General features: G+C 71.0%; 14 protein-coding genes. 8 read left to right on the top strand and 6 right to left on the bottom strand.

The features are described 5' to 3' along the window. Position 1: 1 nt before the first annotated feature. Both ABZ471_RS13220 and ABZ471_RS13215 read right to left on the bottom strand, forming a co-directional pair. Positions 2-3,205 carry a tetratricopeptide repeat protein gene (locus tag ABZ471_RS13220; protein ID WP_359065656.1) on the bottom strand — a complete coding sequence of 1,068 codons (3,204 nt, stop codon included), beginning with the start codon at positions 3,203-3,205 and terminating at the stop codon, positions 2-4. A gap of 77 nt (positions 3,206-3,282) precedes the next feature. Then, positions 3,283-3,759, bottom strand: coding sequence for a hypothetical protein (locus ABZ471_RS13215; RefSeq protein ID WP_359065654.1), 477 nt, complete (start codon positions 3,757-3,759; stop codon positions 3,283-3,285). Positions 3,760-3,869: 110 nt separating this feature from the next. On the opposite strand from ABZ471_RS13215, the gene ABZ471_RS13210 reads away from it, so the two are divergent. The 6 genes from ABZ471_RS13210 (at position 3,870) to ABZ471_RS13185 (ending at position 13,191) form a co-directional block, all read left to right on the top strand. Next, positions 3,870-4,460 carry a helix-turn-helix domain-containing protein gene (locus ABZ471_RS13210; RefSeq protein WP_359065652.1) on the top strand — a complete coding sequence of 197 codons (591 nt, stop codon included), beginning with the start codon at positions 3,870-3,872 and terminating at the stop codon, positions 4,458-4,460. After that, complete coding sequence (locus ABZ471_RS13205) at positions 4,441-6,471, top strand: thioredoxin domain-containing protein (RefSeq protein WP_359065650.1); 2,031 nt, start codon at positions 4,441-4,443, stop codon at positions 6,469-6,471. Before ABZ471_RS13210 ends, ABZ471_RS13205 begins: the two co-directional genes overlap by 20 nt. Positions 6,472-6,687: 216 nt before the next feature. Beyond that, complete coding sequence (locus ABZ471_RS13200; RefSeq protein ID WP_359065648.1) at positions 6,688-7,956, top strand: glycosyltransferase; 1,269 nt, start codon at positions 6,688-6,690, stop codon at positions 7,954-7,956. Beyond that, positions 7,953-9,605 carry a glycosyltransferase family 39 protein gene (locus tag ABZ471_RS13195; RefSeq protein ID WP_359065646.1) on the top strand — a complete coding sequence of 551 codons (1,653 nt, stop codon included), beginning with the start codon at positions 7,953-7,955 and terminating at the stop codon, positions 9,603-9,605. Before ABZ471_RS13200 ends, ABZ471_RS13195 begins: the two co-directional genes overlap by 4 nt. After that, positions 9,602-10,789 (top strand): glycosyltransferase family 2 protein, encoded by a 1,188-nt coding sequence (locus tag ABZ471_RS13190; RefSeq protein ID WP_359065644.1) that lies wholly within the window; start codon positions 9,602-9,604, stop codon positions 10,787-10,789. Before ABZ471_RS13195 ends, ABZ471_RS13190 begins: the two co-directional genes overlap by 4 nt. Continuing rightward, positions 10,786-13,191 carry a galactose oxidase early set domain-containing protein gene (locus ABZ471_RS13185; RefSeq protein WP_359065642.1) on the top strand — a complete coding sequence of 802 codons (2,406 nt, stop codon included), beginning with the start codon at positions 10,786-10,788 and terminating at the stop codon, positions 13,189-13,191. Before ABZ471_RS13190 ends, ABZ471_RS13185 begins: the two co-directional genes overlap by 4 nt. Here the strand turns inward: ABZ471_RS13185 and ABZ471_RS13180 are convergent. The 4 genes from ABZ471_RS13180 to ABZ471_RS13165 form a co-directional block, all read right to left on the bottom strand. After that, positions 13,175-13,507: a hypothetical protein gene (locus tag ABZ471_RS13180; RefSeq protein WP_359065640.1), complete on the bottom strand. Its 333-nt coding sequence runs from the start codon at positions 13,505-13,507 to the stop codon at positions 13,175-13,177. The genes ABZ471_RS13185 and ABZ471_RS13180 overlap by 17 nt on opposite strands. A gap of 48 nt (positions 13,508-13,555) precedes the next feature. Beyond that, positions 13,556-14,287: a Mut7-C RNAse domain-containing protein gene (locus tag ABZ471_RS13175; protein WP_359065638.1), complete on the bottom strand. Its 732-nt coding sequence runs from the start codon at positions 14,285-14,287 to the stop codon at positions 13,556-13,558. 33 nt (positions 14,288-14,320) lie between these two features. Continuing rightward, complete coding sequence (locus ABZ471_RS13170; protein ID WP_359065636.1) at positions 14,321-14,953, bottom strand: TetR/AcrR family transcriptional regulator; 633 nt, start codon at positions 14,951-14,953, stop codon at positions 14,321-14,323. 126 nt (positions 14,954-15,079) lie between these two features. Continuing rightward, the gene (locus ABZ471_RS13165) at positions 15,080-15,793 is read right to left on the bottom strand and encodes a hemolysin III family protein (RefSeq protein WP_359065634.1); all 714 of its coding nucleotides are present in this window, start codon (positions 15,791-15,793) and stop codon (positions 15,080-15,082) included. A gap of 293 nt (positions 15,794-16,086) precedes the next feature. On the opposite strand from ABZ471_RS13165, the gene ABZ471_RS13160 reads away from it, so the two are divergent. Together ABZ471_RS13160 and ABZ471_RS13155 are read left to right on the top strand one after the other, a co-directional pair. Further along, complete coding sequence (locus ABZ471_RS13160) at positions 16,087-17,910, top strand: phosphoenolpyruvate carboxykinase (GTP) (protein WP_359065632.1); 1,824 nt, start codon at positions 16,087-16,089, stop codon at positions 17,908-17,910. A gap of 252 nt (positions 17,911-18,162) precedes the next feature. Further along, positions 18,163-20,232, top strand: coding sequence for a calcium-binding protein (locus tag ABZ471_RS13155; protein WP_359065630.1), 2,070 nt, complete (start codon positions 18,163-18,165; stop codon positions 20,230-20,232). Positions 20,233-20,272: the final 40 nt, after the last annotated feature.

Here is a 20,272-nt window from a genome sequence, read left to right as displayed (position 1 = left end):
GTCAGCGGCCGGCCGGCACCGCCACGCCCATCACCTCCCGGGCATGGCGGTCCGGCGTCATGCGCAGCGGCCAGGCCTGCCAGCCCGCCTCCAGGCTCACGCCCCGCTCCAGCAGTACGGCGTAGGCCGACACCCACTCGTCCAGCTTCTCGTCGCGCAGCGGATGCGTGGCGCGGGCCAGCTGGGCCAGCTCCTCCTGGGCGACCGCCGTACCCACCTCGAACCCGCCCGGCGCCGCATACGGCAGCAGGGTGCAGCGCAGGAAGCGCGCCCAGTCCTCGCCGCGCCGGTCGCCGTACGACGTGAACAGGGTCAGCGCCTCGTCGCACAGGGCGAGCGCCTGCTGGATCCGGGCGTTGCCCGCGTCCACCACCGCCAGCTCCAGGCAGGTCCAGGCCTCGCCGTGGGCGACCCCGATGCGCTGGAAGTCGGCGCGGGCGTCCACCAGCAGCTGGCGGGCGAAGCCCGAGTTGCGCAGCGAGCCCGTCTGCGCGGCCCGCTGGTCCCGGGTGACCCGGGCCGAGTGGTGCCGGGCGCAGGCCAGGCCGTAGACGTCACGCATCCGGGAGAACATCTGCCGGGAGCGTTCGAGCTCCCGGACCGCCTGGTCCAGCTCGCCGGTCTCCTCCAGGGCCTGGCCGAGGTAGTACAGCGTCCAGGCCTCGCCGCGCACGTCCTCGTTCTCCCGGTGGCGGGCCGCCGCCCGGCGCAGCCCCTCCAGGGCGGGGGAGGCGTCGCCGTCGACCAGCCGCGCCCGGGCCAGCTGGGTCAGCGCCCAGGCCTCCCCGCGGGCGTCGTGCGTCCGGCCGTACCGCTCCAGCGCGGCTCGCAGCTCCGTCTCCGCACGCGGCACCTCGCCCCGGCGCAGGGCCAGCTGGCCGAGCTGGAAGTGCGCCCAGGCCTCGCCGTGCAGGGAGCCGCCCTCGCGGTGCAGGACCAGGGAACGGGTGAGGAGGTCCAGGGCCTCCGACAGCCGGGCCCGGTCGCGCTGGACCGCCGCCAGCGCGTGCATCGTCCAGGCGCGGTCCGTCGACAGCTCCGGGGCCGCCTGCAGGTCCAGGGCCTCCTGGAGCTTGGCGGCCGCCTCGGTGAGGTTGCCCTGGTGGTGCAGGGTGATCCCGAGAGAGCACAGGGCGCGGGCGGCGCCCGCGTCGTGGTGGGCCTCCCGGTACAGGTCCACGACGGAGGTGAGCGTGGAGCGCGCCTTGTCCAGCTCGCCCAGCTGGCGGGCCGCGATACCCGTGCGCCACTGCACCGAGCGCACCAGCAGGCCCTCGTCGACCGCCTGGGCCAGCTCGCTGATCTCGCCGAGCCGGTAGAGGTCGCCGCGCAGCAGGCAGTAGTCGCACAGGGCGCCGAGCAGGTTCTGCACGGCGGCCTGGTCCACGCCCTCCGCGTGGCGCAGGGCCGCCGTGATGAAGCTGGACTCGTCGTCCAGCCAGCGCAGCGCCTCGTCCAGCGAGGTGAAGCCGTGCGGGCCGAACCGGTCCGAGCGCGTCGACATGTTGCCGTCGACCAGGCGCAGCACCGAGTCGGCCAGCTCCGCGTAGTTCACGATCAGCCGCTCCTGTGCGGCCGTGCGCTCGGCCGGGTCCTCCTCGTCCAGCAGCCGGGCCTGGGCGAAGGCGCGCACCAGGTCGTGCAGCCGGTAGCGGTTGCCGCGCACATGGTCGATCAGGCCGGCCCGGGCGAGGGCGACCAGATGCCGGGTGGCCTCCGGCTCGTCGGTGGCCAGCAGGGCGGCGGCCGCGGCAGCGCCGAGCGAGGCCCGGCCGACCAGTGCGAGCCTTCTCAGCAGCCGGCGCGCGCTCTCCGGCTGGTCGGTGTAGCGCAGCCACAGCACGCGCTCCGCCGGCTCCACCGGGCCGTACGCGCCGAGGTCGGCGGCCAGCTGCCGCGGCGAGCGTGGACCCAGCGACGAGCCCGCTACGCGCAGTGCCAGCGGCAGGCCCCCGCACAACTGGCGGACCCGGTCGGCGGATTCGGCGTCGTACGGACCCGACGCGTCCTGTGCGGACGCGCTCAGCAGTTCCTCGGCACCCGCCTGGTCCAGCGCCTCCACCGGCAGGTGGTGCACCCAGGCCGACAGGTCCGCGGGCAGTTCGAGCGGTGTGCGGGCGGTGACCAGGACCAGGCTGTCGGAGCGGTCGGGCACCAGGGCGCGCACCTGCTCCGGGTCCGAGGCGTCGTCCAGCACGATCGTCACCGGCAGGCCGGTCAGCGTCCGGTGGTACAGCTCGCCGAGCCGCTTGACCTGCTGGTCGGGGGAGGAGCGCTCGCGGAAGAGCAGTTGCTCGCGGGGTGCGCCGAGCCGGTTGAGCAGATGCAGCAAGGCGTCCCGGGTGGGCAGCGGCGGCTCGTCCCGGCTGGCGCCGCGCAGGTCCACGACGACCGCGCCGCGGAAGTGGTCCCTGAGGTCGTGCGCCGCACGGACCGCGAGCGTCGTACGGCCCGAGCCGGGCTCCCCGTGCAGGACGACCACCGTGGGCCGGGTCTCCGTGGCCGCCCGGGCCGACTGCGCCCACTGCCTGATCCGCGCCAGCTCCTGGCGGCGCCCCGCGAACGGGCCGTCCGGCTCGGGCAGTTGGCCGAACGACTGCTCCAGCACCGTACGCCGGCGGGCCGCCGCGCTCTTGTCCGCGCCGCGCAGCGCCGGGCCGCTTGTCTTCGCCGGGCCCGTGGAGGCGCTGATCACCCGCTGCTGGTCGAGGAACGGGCGGATGCCGCGCACCTCCAGCGCGGTCAGCCACTGGAGCCGCAGCTGCTCCGGGCCGCCGGGCTGGCCGGCCGCGCCCGCGCGACGGTGAGCCGCGGGCAGATGGGAACCGGCCACCTTCACCACGGTGGCCGCGGCACCCACCACGCCCACGGCGACGCCCGCGCCGACGGCCGTGCCGGTGCCGGTGCCGAGGGAGAGATCGGCGACGGCGGCGGCCACCGCGGCGACAGCGGCCACCAGTAAGGCCGTTCCGGCGCCCTCGCGTGCGTAGCGCTGGCCGAAGCTGAGACGGCCGGCCTCGGCCTCGTCGAGCGCGCGGGTGTAGGTCTCGTACTCCTCGGCGGCCTTCTGCGCCATGGCGTCCAGCGCACCGCGGGTCCGTGACAGCAGGAGCGGCCCGTCGGTCCGCCCGCCGGAGCGCCGTACCTCCTCCTCCACGGCCCGCCCCAGCAACCGCTCGGCCTCCGCCCGATGACTGTCCCGCATGTCCCGTCCCCCTCCGGCGGCAACTCCTTTGCCTACGAGTGTCCTTCGGGGGAGACGGGAACGCGAGGGGGCGGGGATCAGCGGGTGGGTGAGGATTTCGTGGCAGCTTCCTGGTGAACGGCCGCCTTGGCCACAGGGACCCCTGCCGGCCGCGGCCCCTTGGACAGCGCCAGGAACACGCACGCCCCCGCCAGCACCGTCTCCACCACCGCGCACACAAGGGCCTGCGCGAAGTCGCTGCCCGACTGGGCCGTCGTCATGTCGAACCACCCGTCCAGGACCGCCATCGCCGCCGTCGCCGAGGCCGTGAGGCGGGCGCGGGGGTCGGCGCGCAGACCGAGCAGGGCCGTGGTGGCGCAGCCCGTGGCCATGAGGACGTCGAGACCGATCCAGGCCAGCGACCAGTGCCGGACCTCCGTGCTGGCCGGGAGGGTCACGGCGAGCACCACCACCCACGGCACGAGCAGGACGGCTCCTGTGCCGAGCAGGATCAGCGTCCACCTCTTGAGCGGTGTCTTCCTCGTCTTCATCGCGGCCCCCGTCTCTTTCGTCACGGCCCCTGTTTCACCGTCTGCCCCCCACCGTAGACCGCAGAGAAAGTTCTGCAAAGAAAATTCGGCAGACATCAGGGACGCCTCAGGGTTCTCAGGGTTACGGTGGCCGCATGACCGACGGCATGCCCGAGATGACCAGCCTTGAGCGCACCGCTCTCTACAAGTCCCTCGGCAACCCCCTGCGCCGCCGGATCCTCGACTACCTCGGCCGGCACGGCGAGGCGAACTCCACCGTCCTCGCCCGCGAACTCGGCGAAAGCTCCGGCACCACCAGCTACCACCTGCGCAAACTCGCCGAGCAGCGGCTCATCGAGGAGATCCCGGAGAAGTCCGGCGGCCGCGAGCGCTGGTGGCGGGTGCTGCCCTTCAGCCACACCACGCCCGACCCGGCCACGATGTCCCCCGAGGAGTACGCGGCCGCCGAACACCTCGCCCACCTCAAGATCGAGTTCGACACCGCCCTCTTCCGCCGCGCCCACCAGGAGTACCGCGGCCCCGAGGGCTGGGCCCAGGTCCAGCGGCACGGCACGTGGATGACCCGCGAGGAACTGCTCGCCTTCATGGGCGAGTACCACACCCTCCTCCAGCGTTACGGCCACCTCCGCGAGGAGGCCCCCGAGGGGGCGCGCCCGGTGTCGATCCGTTTCTACGCGGTGTCGGAGCCCGTGGGAGAGTGGAACGGTGAACCGACTGGCCCATGAGACGTCCCCGTATCTGCTCCAGCACGCCGACAACCCCGTCGACTGGTGGCCCTGGTCGGCCGAGGCCTTCGAGGCCGCCCGCAAGACCGGCAGACCCGTCCTGCTGAGCGTCGGGTACAGCAGCTGTCACTGGTGTCATGTCATGGCCCACGAGTCCTTCGAGGACCAGGCCACCGCCGACTACCTCAACGAACACTTCGTCAGCATCAAGGTCGACCGGGAAGAGCGCCCCGACGTCGACGCCGTCTACATGGAGGCCGTCCAGGCGGCCACCGGCCAGGGCGGCTGGCCCATGACCGTGTTCCTCACCCACGACGCCGAACCCTTCTACTTCGGCACCTACTTCCCGCCCGAGCCCCGGCACGGCAGCCCCTCCTTCCGGCAGGTGCTGGAGGGCGTCCGGCACGCCTGGGACGAGCGGCGCGACGAGGTCGGCGAGGTCGCCGGGAAGATCGTCCGCGACCTCGCGGAGCGGGAGATCAGCCACCAGGGTGCCGAGGCGCCGGGCGAGCAGGAACTCGCCCAGGCCCTGCTCGGACTCACCCGCGAGTACGACGCGCAGCGCGGCGGATTCGCCGGCGCGCCGAAGTTCCCGCCGTCCATGGTCCTGGAGTTCCTGCTGCGCCACCACGCCCGCACCGGCGCCGAGGGCGCCCTGCAGATGGCCCGGGACACGTGCGAGCGGATGGCCCGTGGCGGCATCTACGACCAGCTCGGCGGCGGCTTCGCCCGCTACTCCGTCGACCGGGACTGGGTGGTGCCGCACTTCGAGAAGATGCTGTACGACAACGCCCTGCTGTGCCGCGTGTACGCGCATCTGTGGCGGGCCACCGGGTCCGGCCTCGCCCGGCGGGTCGCACTGGAGACCGCCGACTTCATGGTGCGTGAACTGCGCACCGGCGAGGGCGGCTTCGCCTCGGCGCTCGACGCGGACAGTGACGACGGCACGGGCAGGCACGTCGAGGGCGCGTACTACGTGTGGACGCCCGAGCAGCTTCGCGAGACCCTCGACGGTGATGCCGGCCTCGCCGCCCAGTACTTCGGGGTGACCGAGGAAGGCACCTTCGAGCACGGCCGGTCGGTCCTCCAACTCCCGCAGCTGGAGGAGGTGTTCGACGCTCAGAGGGTCGCGTCCGTCAAGGAGCGCCTGCTGGCGGCGCGCGCCGAGCGGCCCGCCCCCGGCCGGGACGACAAGATCGTCGCCGCCTGGAACGGTCTCGCGATCGCCGCGCTCGCCGAGACCGGCGCCTACTTCGACCGGCCCGATCTCGTCGAGGCCGCCGTCGGCGCCGCCGATCTCCTCGTACGCGTGCATCTCGACGAGCAGGCCCGGCTCGCCCGGACCAGCAGGGACGGCCGGGTGGGGCCCAACGCGGGCGTGCTGGAGGACTACGCCGACGTCGCCGAGGGCTTCCTCGCCCTCGCGTCCGTGACCGGCGAGGGGGTCTGGCTGGACTTCGCCGGGCTGCTCGTCGACCACGTGCTGGCCCGCTTCACCGATCCCGGCAGCGGCGCCCTGTACGACACGGCCGCCGACGCCGAGCAGCTCATCCGCCGGCCCCAGGACCCCACCGACAACGCCACCCCGTCCGGCTGGACCGCGGCGGCCGGCGCCCTGCTGAGCTACGCGGCCCACACCGGCTCCGAGCCTCACCGGGCCGCGGCGGAACGGGCGTTGGGCGTCGTCCGGACGCTCGGACCGCGGGTGCCGCGGTTCATCGGGTGGGGGCTGGCCGTCGCGGAGGCGCTGCTCGACGGGCCCCGGGAGGTCGCGGTCGTCGGGCCGTCCCTCGCCGACGAGAAGACGGCCGTCCTGCACCGCACGGCCCTGCTCGGCACCGTCCCGGGCGCCGTCGTCGCCGCGGGGACTGCGGGCAGTGACGAGTTCCCGCTGCTCGCCGACCGTCCGCTCGTAGGCGGTGAACCGGCGGCGTACATCTGCCGTAACTTCACCTGTGAGGCGCCGACGACGGATCCGGAACGGCTGGGCGCGGCGCTGAACACCCGCTGAGCAGCACGGAAGCGTGGGGGAGCGGAGACGGCGAACTGTCCAAATGTGAGCAGCTGTTCGGATAGATCCCACTACCAGCACCACCGTTCCGAAACACGTTATTTATCGGAAGAGCTCCCACACTTCACAGATCCCCCCTAGTCTCTCCATAGCGGCGCTACGGGTGTCACTGACCGTTGCGCGCACAGGGGGTATTGGGGATCTGGGGGGATCTTTTTGCTGACGTCTGTCTTTGTCGCTGCCGTTTCGCTTGCTCTGTTCTGGATGGCGGCCTTCACCCTGTGGTGGCAGATGCACGCGTGGCGTACGCCCGAAGTGCTCGCCTCCACCCGGTTCAGCAGACCGGACGGGGGCGAACACCTGTCGTTCTCACTGCTGTTGCCGGCCCGGCACGAGCAGGCCGTGCTCGACCACACCATCCAGCGGCTGCTGGAGTCCACGCACACCGACTTCGAGATCATCGTGATCGTGGGGCACGACGACCCCGAGACCACGGCGGTGGCCGAGCAGGCCGCCGCCCGTGACCCGCGCGTGCGGGTGGTCGTCGACACCCACGAGAAGAAGAACAAGCCGAAGGCCATGAACACGGCGCTGCCGCACTGCCGCGGCGACGTCGTCGGAGTCTTCGACGCCGAGGACCAGGTCCATCCGGAGCTGCTCGCCCACGTCGACCACGCGTTCCGGACGACCGGGGCGGACGTGGTGCAGGGCGGCGTCCAGCTCATCAACTTCCACTCCAGCTGGTACAGCCTGCGCAACTGCCTGGAGTACTTCTTCTGGTTCCGCTCCCGGCTGCACCTGCACGCGCAGAAGGGGTTCATCCCCCTCGGCGGCAACACCGTCTTCGTCCGCACGGACGTGCTCAGGGAAGCGGACGGCTGGGACCCCAACTGCCTCGCCGAGGACTGCGACCTGGGGGTCAGGCTCTCCAGCGTCGGCAAGAAGGTCGTCGTCGCCTACGACTCCGACATGGTCACCCGCGAGGAGACCCCGGGCTCGCTGATGTCGCTGCTCAAGCAGCGCACCCGCTGGAACCAGGGCTTCCTCCAGGTGTACCGGAAGAAGGACTGGAAGCAACTCCCGGGATTCGGACAGCGATTGCTGGCCCGGTACACGCTGATGACGCCGTTCCTGCAGGCCTTCTCGGGCGTGATCATCCCGCTGAACGCGGCCGTCGCGCTCTTCCTCGACGTGCCCGTCGGGGTGGCCTTCCTCACCTTCCTGCCGCTGGTCACGGCCGCCGTCACCTTCGTCTTCGAGGTGGTCGGACTGCACGACTTCGGCAAGCAGTACGGCCTCAGGGTCCGCTTCGTCCACTATGTGAAGCTCATCGTGGGCGGCCCCTTCTATCAGGTCCTCCTCGCCGGGGCCGCGATCCGTGCCGTGTGGCGCGAACAACGCGGTCGGAACGACTGGGAGTTGACCACGCACGTCGGCGCGCACCTCACCGCGGCCGAGCCCATCCGAGAGGACGTTCCTGCGTGACCTCCACTCTTCCCGCGGTGACCACGTCGAAGGTCCCCGCGCAGAGCCGGCCTGCGCCTGATGTGCGTTCGACCGGCCGAACGAGCCCGCCGGAGCGACTCCGCTCCTCCCGCTCCGACCTGCTCCTGTGCGGTCTCCTGCTCGCGGCGATCCTCGTCGTCCAGGGCTGGAACATCGCCGACTACCCGACCCTCAGCGACGACGAGGGCACCTACCTCGCCCAGGCCTGGGCCGTCCAGCAGGGCAAGGGCCTGGCCCACTACACCTACTGGTACGACCACCCGCCGCTCGGCTGGCTCCAGATCGCCCTGCTCACCTGGATACCCTCCGCGATCAGCCCCGGCTCCATGACCGTCGGCTCCATGCGGATGACCATGCTCGTCATCAGCGGCGTCAGCGCGGTGCTGGTGTACGTCCTCGGCCGCAGGCTCTCCCTGCCCCGCTGGGCCGCCGGGCTCGGCATGGCCCTCTTCGGGCTCTCCCCGCTGGCTGTGGTGCTCCAGCGGGAGATCTTCCTGGACAACATCGCCGTGATGTGGCTGCTGCTGGCGTTCTGCCTGGCCGCCTCGCCCAGCCGGCACCTGTGGCACCACTTCGGCGCGGGCCTCGCGGCCGCCGCGGGCGTGCTCACCAAGGAGACGATGCTCGTCGTTCTGCCCGCCCTGTTCGTCACCATGTGGCGGCACAGCCACCGCGACACCCGCAAGTTCGCCCTCACCGGAGCGATCACCGCCTGCGTCCTGATCGGCTTCTCCTACCCGCTCTTCGCGCTGCTGAAGGGCGAGCTGTTCCCGGGCAGCGGGCACGTATCGCTCTGGGACGGCATCAAGTACCAGATGTCCAGGCCCGGTTCGGGCTTCATCCTGGACACCTCCTCCGGCTCCTACGGCGTGCTGCACTCCTGGCTGTACTACGACCGGGTGCTGCCCCTCGGCGGCCTCGCCGGGGCCCTGCTGCTGATCGTCACCTGGCGCTGGTCGGTCACCGCCCGCGCGCTCGCCGGACCGGCGCTGACCGTGGCGATCCTGGCCGCCGTGGCCATGCGGCCGAACGGCTATCTGCCCGCCATGTACATCATCGGCGCGCTGCCCTTCCTCGCCCTGGTCCTGGCCGGGGGCGCCGCCTCCGTCGCCCACGCGGTGCTGCGCCGGTGGCGCGCCGAGGGCCAGAAGCGGGCCGTCTCCGTCGGCCGGTACGCGCTGGCCGCCGTCCTCGCCGTCGCCGCGGGCGCCTATGTCGTCCCGCACTGGTACGACGGCGACCGCACCGCCCTCACCGCCGACGCCAACAAGCCCTACCGGCAGGCCTCCGCCTGGCTCAGCACGCGGGTCGAGGACCCGAAGGGCACCCGGGTCCTCGTCGACGACGCCCTCTGGCTGGACCTCGTGCACGCCGGGTACCGGCCCGGACTCGGCGCGATCTGGTTCTACAAGGCGGACCTCGACCCGGCCGTCACCAAGACCATGCCGCACGGCTGGCGGGACCTCGACTACGTCGTCGCCTCGCCGACCGTCCGCCGCGACGCCCGGGACCTGCCGAACGTCAAGGCGGCCATCCAGCACTCGGCACCGGTCGCCACCTTCGGCACCGGACCCGACCGCATCGAGATCCGGCAGATCCGGACGGCCGCCGCGGGAGGCGTGCGATGAGCAGCAGCCACGAGTACACCGCCCCCGTCCCCGGCCTCGACGCGGTCGAGGTGCCCGAGCCGGGTGCCGTCACCATCGTCGTACCGACCTTCAACGAGTCCGCGAACATCCGGCAGTTGCTGCGCCAGATCACCGAGTCGGTGCCTGCCCGGCTGCCCTGCGAAGTCGTCTTCGTGGACGACTCCACCGACGACACCCCCGAGGTGATCCGCGAGGCCGCACAGGACTGCCCGTTCCCGGTGGCCGTCCTGCACCGAGAGGAGCCGGTCGGCGGGCTGGGCGGGGCCGTGGTCGAGGGCCTGAAGGCGGCGACCTCGGAGTGGATCGTCGTCATGGACGGCGACTGCCAGCATCCGCCGTCCCTCGTGCCGGAGTTGGTGGCCACCGGCGAGCGGGCGAACGCCGGGCTCGTCGTCGCCTCCCGGTACATCAAGGGCGGCAGCCGGGCCGGGCTCGCCGGCAGCTACCGGGTGGCCGTCTCGCGCGGCGCGACCTGGCTGACCAAGGCCCTGTTCCCGCGCAAGCTGCGCGGTGTCAGCGACCCGATGAGCGGCTTCTTCGCCATCCGGCGCAGCGCGGTCACGGCGGAGGTGCTCAAGCCGCTCGGCTACAAGATCCTCCTGGAGCTGGCCGTCCGCAGCAGACCCCGGCAGGTCGCCGAGGTGCCGTTCGTCTTCCAGGACCGGTTCGCCGGCGAGTCCAAGTCGACCGCGCAGGAGGGCTTCCGCTTCCTGCGTCACCTGGTCGGGCTGCGCACCGCCTCGCCCGTCGCCCGCATGGTCGGCTTCGGGCTGATCGGTGCGAGCGGCTTCGTGCCGAACCTCGTCGGGCTGTGGGCGCTGACCGTGCTCGGTCTGCATTATGTCCCCGCCGAGATCCTCGCCAACCAGCTCGGCGTCGCCTGGAACTTCCTGCTCATCGAGCAGCTGCTGTTCCGCGACCGGCGCGCACACCGCCGCTGGTGGGACCGCCTGGGCCGGTTCGCGCTGCTCGCCAACGCGGACCTGGTGCTGCGCATCCCGCTGATCGCGCTGCTCGTCGACCGGTTCGGGATGGGCGCGCTGACCGCCACCGCGCTCGCGCTGGTGACGACGTTCGTCCTGCGCTTCGCCGGGACCGAAGCGCTGGTCTACCTCCCGCGCCGCAAGACCGGGGGTCGTACAACCGCTAGGAGAGCCGTGTGAACAAACGCCGCAGACGGACCGCGCTGGTCGGGGTGGGGGCCCTGACCGCCGGTCTGCTCCTCACCTCGCCGCAGAGCGCCGAGGCCGCCAACCTGGTCAAGAACCCGGGCTTCGAGACCGCGGGTACGGACGACATGCCGTACTGCTGGGAGAAGTCCGGCTGGGGCGACAACGACTTCAGCTTCCAGACCACGTCCGACGCCCACTCCGGCGCCAAGGCCATGAAGGTCACGCTGACCCGCCGGGTCGAGGGCGACCGCAAGGCGCTGATCACCGAGTCCACCGCGTGCGCGCCGGTGGTGAGCGCCGGCAAGCAGTACGACCTCGGGCTCTGGTACAAGACCACGACACCCGACGCCAACCTCACCCTGTTCCGGCACGACACCACCGCCGGCTGGCAGTACTGGACCGACCTCAAGACCCTGGACATGGCCTCCGCCTGGACGCAGGCCACGGTCCGCACGCCCGAGGTTCCGGCCGGCACCGACCGGATCACCTGGGGTGTCTCGGTGTACGGCACCGGCTCGGCGACAACCGACGACTACACCATGGAGCAGGTCCCCGACGTGCTCCCGCCCGCCCAGTGCACGGGCACGAACGACCAGTGCGCGAACGGTGGTTGGTCGGTGCTGCCGACGCAGAACCCGGTGCGCTCCATGCACTCCGTCGTCCTCAACAACGGCAAGGTGCTGCTGATCGCCGGATCCGGCAACAGCGAGGAGAACTTCAACGCGGGCACCTTCACCAGCGCGGTGTACGACCCGGCGAACGGCACGTACAAGGTGATTCCGACGCCGAAGGACATGTTCTGCGCGGGCCATGTGCAGCTCCAGGACGGGCGGGTGCTCGTCATGAGCGGCAACAAGGCGTACCCGGTCGCGGGCGGACACGGCTACGAGGGGTTCAAGGACTCGTACGTCTTCGATCCGAAGACCGAGACCTACAGCAAGACCAACGACCTCAACGACGGCCACTGGTATCCCTCGGCGACCGAGCTGGGCAACGGTGACGTCATCTCCTTCGGCGGCCTGCGCGAGGACTCCACCGGCTCGGTGACCGCCGAGTACTGGTCGGACAAGGACCAGAAGTGGCTCGCGCTGTGGCAGGTCAATCAGACCTGGTCGTACTGGGGTCTGTACCCGTCGATGGTCCTCATGCAGGACGGCCGCCTCTTCTACACGGGCAGCCATGTCTTCGGCAACAACATCCCCGGCACGGGCTCGGCGGTCTACGACTACAACGCCAACACGGTCACCCAGATCCCGGGGCTGCAGAACAAGGACCAGCGGGACCAGTCGGCGAGCGTGCTGCTGCCTCCGGCGCAGGACCAGAAGGTCCTCACCATCGGCGGCGGCAACATCGACTCCAACCCCGACGGCAACCGCCTCACCGATCTGATCGACCTGAAGCAGGCGAACCCGTCGTACGTCGCAGGTCCCCCGCTCCCGCAGGGCACGGTCGACCTCGGCAACGGAAAGGTCGCCGAGACCGGCAACCAGGGCAAGATGTACGTCTCCGCCGTCCTGCTGCCCGACGGCAAGGTCCTGGAGACCGGCGGCGCCCTGCACAACCGCGCCAACCCGGTGTACGAGTCCTCGATCTACGACCCGGGCACCAACACCTTCGACCCCGTCGCCGCCGACCCCGAGGCCCGCGGCTACCACTCCTCGGCGTTCCTGCTGCCCGACGGCCGGGTGATGGCCACCGGCGACAACCCGGGCAACGGCACCTGGAACCACAACGTGTCGATCTACACCCCGCCCTACCTCTACAAGGGCACCCGGCCGACGATCACCTCGGTGATCAACCAGGAGTGGAAGTACGGCGACACCCAGCGCATCACCGTAGACCGGCCCATCGCCAAGGCCGAGCTGATCCGCCCGGCCGCGGTCACCCACTCCTCCGACCCGAACCAGCGCTTCGTCGACCTGCCCCTGTCCGTCGACGGCAACAACGTCGACCTGAACGTGACGAGCAACCCCAACCTGGCCCCGCCCGGCTGGTACATGCTCTTCGCGGTGGACGCCAACGGGGTGCCGTCGGTCGCCAAGTGGGTGCACCTGCAGGGCCCGGCCGCGCTCAGCGCCTCCGACGCCTCGGCGCACGTCCACTCCTTCGCCGACGGTCTCCAGGGCAAGACCTCGGGGCCGGGCAGGAAGCGGTCCTCGCAGAAGGTCAGCACCACGATCTCCGGCTGCGACCGGCACTACGGCTCGGTCAACGTGTGCGTGCCGACGGTCTTCCCGCCTCAGGTGAAGAAGACGGCCGCGGCCCGCTGCACCTGGCTGAAGCAGAACCACTACGGCCGGCTGAAGGTCAACGGCGGGGACGATGCCCTGGGCCTGGACCGGAACCGGGACAGGTTCGCCTGCGGAAAGGGTGACGTCAGCCGCCGTAGCTGAGGATCAGCAGGATCAGCAGGACCTGGGCGCTCCACTGGAGGACCACGGCCCAGGTCCGTCCGGCCGGCAGCCGGTGCCGTGGCCAGACCAGGGCCGCCAGGCCCGCGGCGACGGCCGTGAGGAGACTGCCGTACACGAGTGCCCCCGGGACCTGGGGGCACTCGTCGTAGGTGACGCACCGGGTGCCGCGCTCGGTGGCGAGCGTGGCGATCGCCGCCAGCAGGACGCTCGGGATGAGCAGGGCCAGGCCCCAGGCCGACCACCGGGTGAGGGCATGGCCGGGGCGCGGCGGCTGCGGGTGGTTCAGTGTCGTCATGCCCTCAGCCAACTACGCCGGCCCGGCCCGGCTGATCGGCTTCCGTACTCAGCTCCGCTGGGTACGCATGCTCAACGCCCGCTCCACGACCGCCTCCAGCTGTTCGTGGTGCGCGCCCTTCCAGTACGCGCGGCCGCAGTCCGTGCACTGGGCGAAGACGTCGTACGAGCGTTGCGTGCCGCCCTTGAGCTGGTCGGCCACCTCCTCCTTGGTGGCCTCCTTCAGCAGGCCGTTGCAGGCGGTGCAGCGGGTCCAGGGGTGGAGGTCGGGGGCGAAGCGGTCCAGGACGTCCTGCACCTGGTCCTCCGGGCGGGTGCTGTAGATGTAGGCCCCCGCCCACAGCTCGCGGCGGCGCAGCAGGCCCCGGTCGCGGCTGAGCATGACCCGCTTCTCCGCCGCCGAGCGGGCGGCCAGGGCCGGGTCGCCGATGTCGGTCGACTCGTACGCCGTGTCCACGCCGAGCAGGCGCAGCCGGCGGGCGAGGGTGCCGAGGTGGACGTCGAGGAGGAAGCGGAGCGGGGCACCCGGGACCTGCTGGGGCCGGTCCACCGCCCGGACCGAGACGCGCTCGTCCGCGGCCGGTATGTGGGACGGCTCCACCGCGCGGCCGTCCACCAGCAGCGTGCCGACCTCGGTCAGGGGGATCCCGAGGGACTCGATCACGTGGCCGAGGGTCGAGACGCCGTCCGTGCCGAGGGCGGTGGCTCCCGCGCGCCGGGCGGACGGCACGAACAGATGCAGTGCGGGGGCGACTTCGACGTGGATCTCGGGTCCGTTCACACCGTCAGGATGGCACGAGCAGCGGCAGGGACCTCAGGGTTTTCCGGCGGGCAGACCGTGCTCCAGGGTGTCCAGGGCGCGGTCCACCAGGGTGCGGAGGTCGTCCTGGTGGCCGTTCTCCGCCCAGTACAGGGAGACCTCCATCAGCCCGCCGACGAGGGACATCGCATGGACCCGCACCTCGAGGCTGTCCGGGGCGAGGCCGGTGCGGTCCGCGATGGTCCGGCAGAGCAGCCGACCGGTGGCCGACATGTTCTCCGTCATCCGGGAGCGGACCGCGGGAACGTCGACGGCCAGCCGCGCCCGCAGCCGTCCCACCTCCGGTTCCTCGGCAGTGCCGGACGTGACCGCCTTATGCATCACGTACCGCAGGGAGTCCGCCCACGACTCGTCCGCGGGCCGGGTGCGCAGCTCCTCCAGGAGGATCTCGTCGTACTCGTCCGTGAGGACGATGTCCTCCTTGGTGGGGAAGTAGCGGAAGACCGTGGACGGCGACACCTCGGCGCGTTCGGCGATCTGCTCGACCGTCGTGGCGTCGTACCCCTGTTCCGCGACGAGTGCGTACGTCGCGTCGCGGATCGCCGCCCGGGTCTTGATCTTCTTCCGTTCGCGCAGACCCAGCCGGGGCGGCTGGCCGGTGGGGGAACTGGTGCGTGCGGCCGTCATGGGACTCATTCTCCGGCATGTGATCGTGCGCCTGTGAAATGGGAGTGACTCTCACGATTCGCTCTCGCGGTGCACAGAAAAACGGCCACGGCTCGTGAGCCGTGGCCGGGAGGCGGGGGAGGGGGGTCACGCGTGCTGGTACGCCACCAGCGAGATGCCGACGTAGTGGACGACGAACGCGGCGAGGGTGAAGGAGTGGAAGACCTCGTGGAAGCCGAACCAGCGCGGTGAGGGGTTCGGTCGCTTGATGCCGTAGATCACGCCCCCGGCGCTGTAGAGGAGGCCGCCGACGATCACCAGGACCAGGACGGCGATGCCGCCGCTGCGCATGAAGTCGGGCAGGAAGAAGACGGCCGCCCAGCCCATCGCGATGTAGCAGGGGGTGTAGAGCCAGCGCGGGGCGCCGACCCAGAAGACGCGGAAGACGATGCCCGCGGCGGCCGCGGCCCAGATGCCCCACAGCAGCCACTGGCCCTTGGCGCCGGGCAGGAGCAGCATGGTCAGCGGGGTGTAGGTGCCCGCGATGATCAGGAAGATGTTGGCGTGGTCGAGGCGGCGCAGGACACCGTCCATCCGCGGGCTCCAGTTGCCCCGGTGGTACAGCGCGCTGACGCCGAAGAGCAGGCATGCTGTCAGGACGTAGACGCCGCAGGCGATGCGGCCTCTACTGGAGTCGGCGAGGGCGGTGAGCACCAGCCCCGCGATGAGCACGGCCGGGAACATGCCGAGGTGCAGCCAGCCGCGGAGCCTGGGCTTGACCGGATGCGGCAAGGAGAGCGCGACGGGACCGCGGCCGGCGGCCGGCGGGTCCGTGGGCGCGTCGGAGGCGGACGCAGTCATGCGGGGCATGGTACCTACGGCGCCGTAAGTCGTGTGTCAGCGCACGCTGGTGAGCGGACGTAACGCAAAAAGTCCTTCTGTTGAACTCTATGTGCACGCAAAGAATCACGGAAACCGTGGGATTCCTCACGTCGCTCACCTGTGATGCCCTCTGGACAGATGCGCACTAGAATCGGATGATCAAATGAGTGCGGTCGGCACCGGATGAGCGCCAAACAGTCGACACTGTGAAGCATCCGGGTCGCGGCCCCCACGGGGCGACAAGACAAAAAATCCCTCAATTAGGAGCAATCGTGGCGCGCGACATCGCGGCTCCCACCGGCATCCCCACCCACCACCAGGAACTGATCTCGTGGGTCAACGAGATCGCCGAACTGACGCAGCCGGACAGCGTGGTCTGGTGTGACGGATCCGAGGCCGAGTACGAGCGCCTCAGCGAGGAGCTCGTCGGCAAGGGCACCTTCAAGAAGCTCGACCCGATCAAGCGCCCGCACTCCTACTACGCCGCCTCCGACCCGACCGACGTCGCGCGCGTCGAGGACCGCACCTTCATCTGCTCGGAGAAGGAACAGGACGCGGGCCCGACGAACCACTGGAAGGCGCCCGCCGAGATGCGGGAGATCTTCGCCGGTGAGAAGGGCCTGTTCCGCGGCTCGATGCGCGGCCGAACGATGTACGTCGTCCCGTTCTGCATGGGCCCGCTCGGCTCCCCGCTGTCCGCGATCGGCGTGGAGATCACCGACTCCGCCTACGTCGCCGTCTCCATGCGCACGATGACGCGCATGGGCCAGGCCGTCCTGGACGAGCTGGGCGACAGCGGCTTCTTCGTCAAGGCCGTGCACTCGCTCGGCGCCCCGCTGGAGCCCGGCCAGGCGGACGTCCCCTGGCCCTGCAACCAGACCAAGTACATCTCCCACTTCCCGGAGAGCCGCGAGATCTGGTCCTACGGCTCCGGCTACGGCGGCAACGCGCTGCTCGGCAAGAAGTGCTACGCCCTGCGCATCGCCTCCGTCATGGCCCGCGACGAGGGCTGGCTGGCCGAGCACATGCTGATCCTCAAGCTCACCCCGCCGCAGGGCGAGTCCAAGTACGTCGCCGCCGCCTTCCCGAGCGCCTGCGGCAAGACCAACCTCGCCATGCTGGAGCCCACGGTCTCCGGCTGGACCGTGGAGACCATCGGCGACGACATCGCCTGGATGCGGTTCGGCGAGGACGGCCAGCTGTACGCGATCAACCCCGAGGCCGGCTTCTTCGGTGTCGCGCCCGGCACCGGCGAGCACACCAACGCCAACGCGATGAAGACGCTGTGGGGCAACGCGGTCTTCACCAACGTCGCGCTCACCGACGACGGCGACGTGTGGTGGGAGGGCATGACCGAGGAGTCGCCCGCCCACCTGACCGACTGGAAGGGCAACGAGTGGACGCCGGAGTCCGGGACGCCCGCCGCCCACCCGAACGCCCGCTTCACCGTCCCGGCCTCGCAGTGCCCGATCATCGCGCCCGAGTGGGAGGACCCGAAGGGCGTGCCGATCTCGGCGATCCTCTTCGGCGGCCGTCGCGCCACCGCTGTGCCGCTGGTGACGGAGTCTTTCGACTGGAACCACGGCGTGTTCCTCGGCGCCAACGTGGCGAGCGAGAAGACCGCCGCCGCCGAGGGCAAGGTCGGCGAGCTGCGCCGCGACCCGTTCGCGATGCTGCCGTTCTGCGGCTACAACATGGGCGACTACATGGCCCACTGGATCGACGTGGCCAAGGACAAGGACCAGTCCAAGCTGCCGAAGATCTACTACGTCAACTGGTTCCGCAAGAACGACGCGGGCAAGTTCGTCTGGCCGGGCTTCGGTGAGAACAGCCGCGTCCTGAAGTGGATCGTGGAGCGCCTGGACGGCAAGGCCGAGGGCGTCGAGACCCCGATCGGTGTCCTGCCGACCCGGGACGCGCTGGACACCAACGGCCTCGAACTGGCCGACTCCGACCTCGACTTCCTGCTCACGGTCGACAAGGAGGTCTGGCGCGAGGAGGCGGCCCTCGTCCCCGAGCACCTCAACACCTTCGGCGACCACACCCCGAAGGAGCTGTGGGACCAGTACCGCGCGCTGGTCGAGCGCCTGGGCTGAGGCCCGCAGAAGACTCCACGGCCGGTTGGGATGCCCTGACCAGCGATCGTCACGGCCGGCCGTGGTGACGACATCGGGGCCCTGCACAAAGGCGTGCGGGGCCCCGGTCATTGCGTGCAGGACGCCCGCAGGGGCCAGGGCCCCGGAGCGAGCCTCCTCGCTCACCCCCGGGGGTGGAATTCCGGCGTCCAGTGAGCGCAAGGCGGCCCGGCGACGGACGGAAGCCCTGTGTCCGGCGCAAGGGTGCGGCCCATGCTGACAAGTCAACTGCGAGCGGCGCTGCGCCGATGCCAGAAGTGGCGCCGCCGGCCGAGGGCGACCCGGGCCGGGATCGTGGCAACCACCGTTCTGGCACTCATCCTGGGCCTGCCCGGCACCGCGGCCGCCGCCCCGGGCGGTCTGGATGCCACCTTCAGCGGCGACGGCAAGGTGCTCACCGGCTTCGCCGACGACGATCGCGCCAACGACGTGGCGGTGCAGTCCGACGGCAGGATCGTCTCTGTCGGCAGTGCCGCCGACAACTCGGCGGTGGAGAGCGACTTCGCGCTGACCCGGCACAATGCCGACGGCACCCCGGACACCAGCTTCGGCGGCGACGGTACGGTGACGACCGCCATCAACAACATGGACCCGGATCTCCAGTGGGGCGAGGCCAAGGCCGTGGCGCTGCAGCCCGACGGCAAGATCGTCGTGGCGGGCACCAGCTGGCGAGGGTACGAGAACTGCTGCTGGTTCATCGTGGCCCGGTACAACACCGACGGCACGCTGGACCCGAGTTTCGGCGGCGGCGACGGCCGGGTGTTCACCGACTTCGGGGGCCCGGACGAGGCCCGGGACGTGGCGGTGCAGCCCGACGGAAAGATCGTGGCCGCCGGCTTCGGCGGCGCCGGAGTCGCGCTGGCCCGCTACAACGCCGACGGCTCCCCGGACACGAGTTTCGGCGACGGCGACGGCCAGGTGAGCAGTGACCCGGCGCCGGGGCTGCCGGAGGAGGGCGGCGACGGGCGCGCCCTGGCGCTCCAGCCCGACGGAAAGATCGTGGTCGGGGGCGAGGTCGGAACGACCCGCTTCGACTTCGCCGTGCTGCGCTACAACGCCAACGGCACCTTGGACACGAGCTTCAGCGGCGACGGCATCCAGCGCACCGACTTCGGTGACTACGAGTCCGTGCAGGGGCTCGCGATTCAGCCCGACGGCAGGATCGTCGCGGCCGGCGGCAGCAGCGGCAGGTTCGCGCTGGCCCGCTACAACACCGACGGCGCCCTGGACGCGAGTTTCGACGGCGACGGCAAGGTGCTCACCACCGGTGGCGGCGGGGCCGAGGACGTGGTGCTCCAACCGGGCGACGGCAGGATCGTCATCGTCGGCAACAACGGATCCGGCGGCGCCTTCGCGGTGCTGCGGTACAACCCCGACGGCAGCCTGGACACCAGCCTCGACGGCGACGGCATCGTGTGGACCGACTTCGGCGGCGGCGATGTCGCGTACGGCGTGGCGCTGCAGCCCGACGGCAAGATCGTCGCGGCCGGCCAGGGCGGACCGAACAACGACTTCGCGCTGGCCCGCTACGAGGGTGGCGGCAGCACACCGCCACCGCCGCCGCCACCGCCCAGCGCGGACCTCTCCGTCACCAAGTCGGGAACGTCTTCCCTCAACGTGGGCGACCGGGCCACGTACACCGTGCAGGTGACCAACGCCGCCACCTCGACGGCGTCCGCCTCCGGCATCATGCTGAACGACCAGGTCTCCGGAGCGGGGGCGACCCTGCTGTCGGCCACGACCACCCAGGGCAGCTGCACCGTCACCTCCGCCACCAGCGCCAGCTGCTCGCTCAACACCCTGGCTCCGGGTACGAGTGCCACGGTCACGGTGGTCGCCGAGCCCCGGACCACCGGCACGATCAGGAACACCGCCACGGCGGGTGCCACGCAGAGCGACCCGAACACGAGCAACAACGCGGGCACGGCGACCACGGGCGTGGGCAACTCCCGCGCCTGCACGATCGTCGGCACCAGCGGGGACGACACCATCAACGGCACGGCCGGCAACGACGTGATCTGCGCCCTCAGCGGCAACGACATCATCCGCTCGGTCGGCGGCGCCGACATGGTCTACGGCGACTACGGCAATGACAACGCCGACGGCGGCACCGGCAACGACACCATCAACGGCGGCGCCGGAAACGACACGGTGACCGGCTCCTTCGGCAACGACCGGCTCATCACCACCGACGGTGTGTCCGGCAACGACACGGCCAACGGCGGCCCCGACTTCGACACCTGCACCACCGACCCGGGCGACACGCGTATCAGCTGCCCCTGACCCCCCCCGACAAGGGATCGAGGCCGGCCTCCTGTGCACA

Source organism: Streptomyces sp. NPDC005728 (genome assembly GCF_040630895.1).
GTDB lineage: Bacteria > Actinomycetota > Actinomycetes > Streptomycetales > Streptomycetaceae > Streptomyces.
This window is presented reverse-complemented; position numbering and strand designations above follow the sequence as displayed.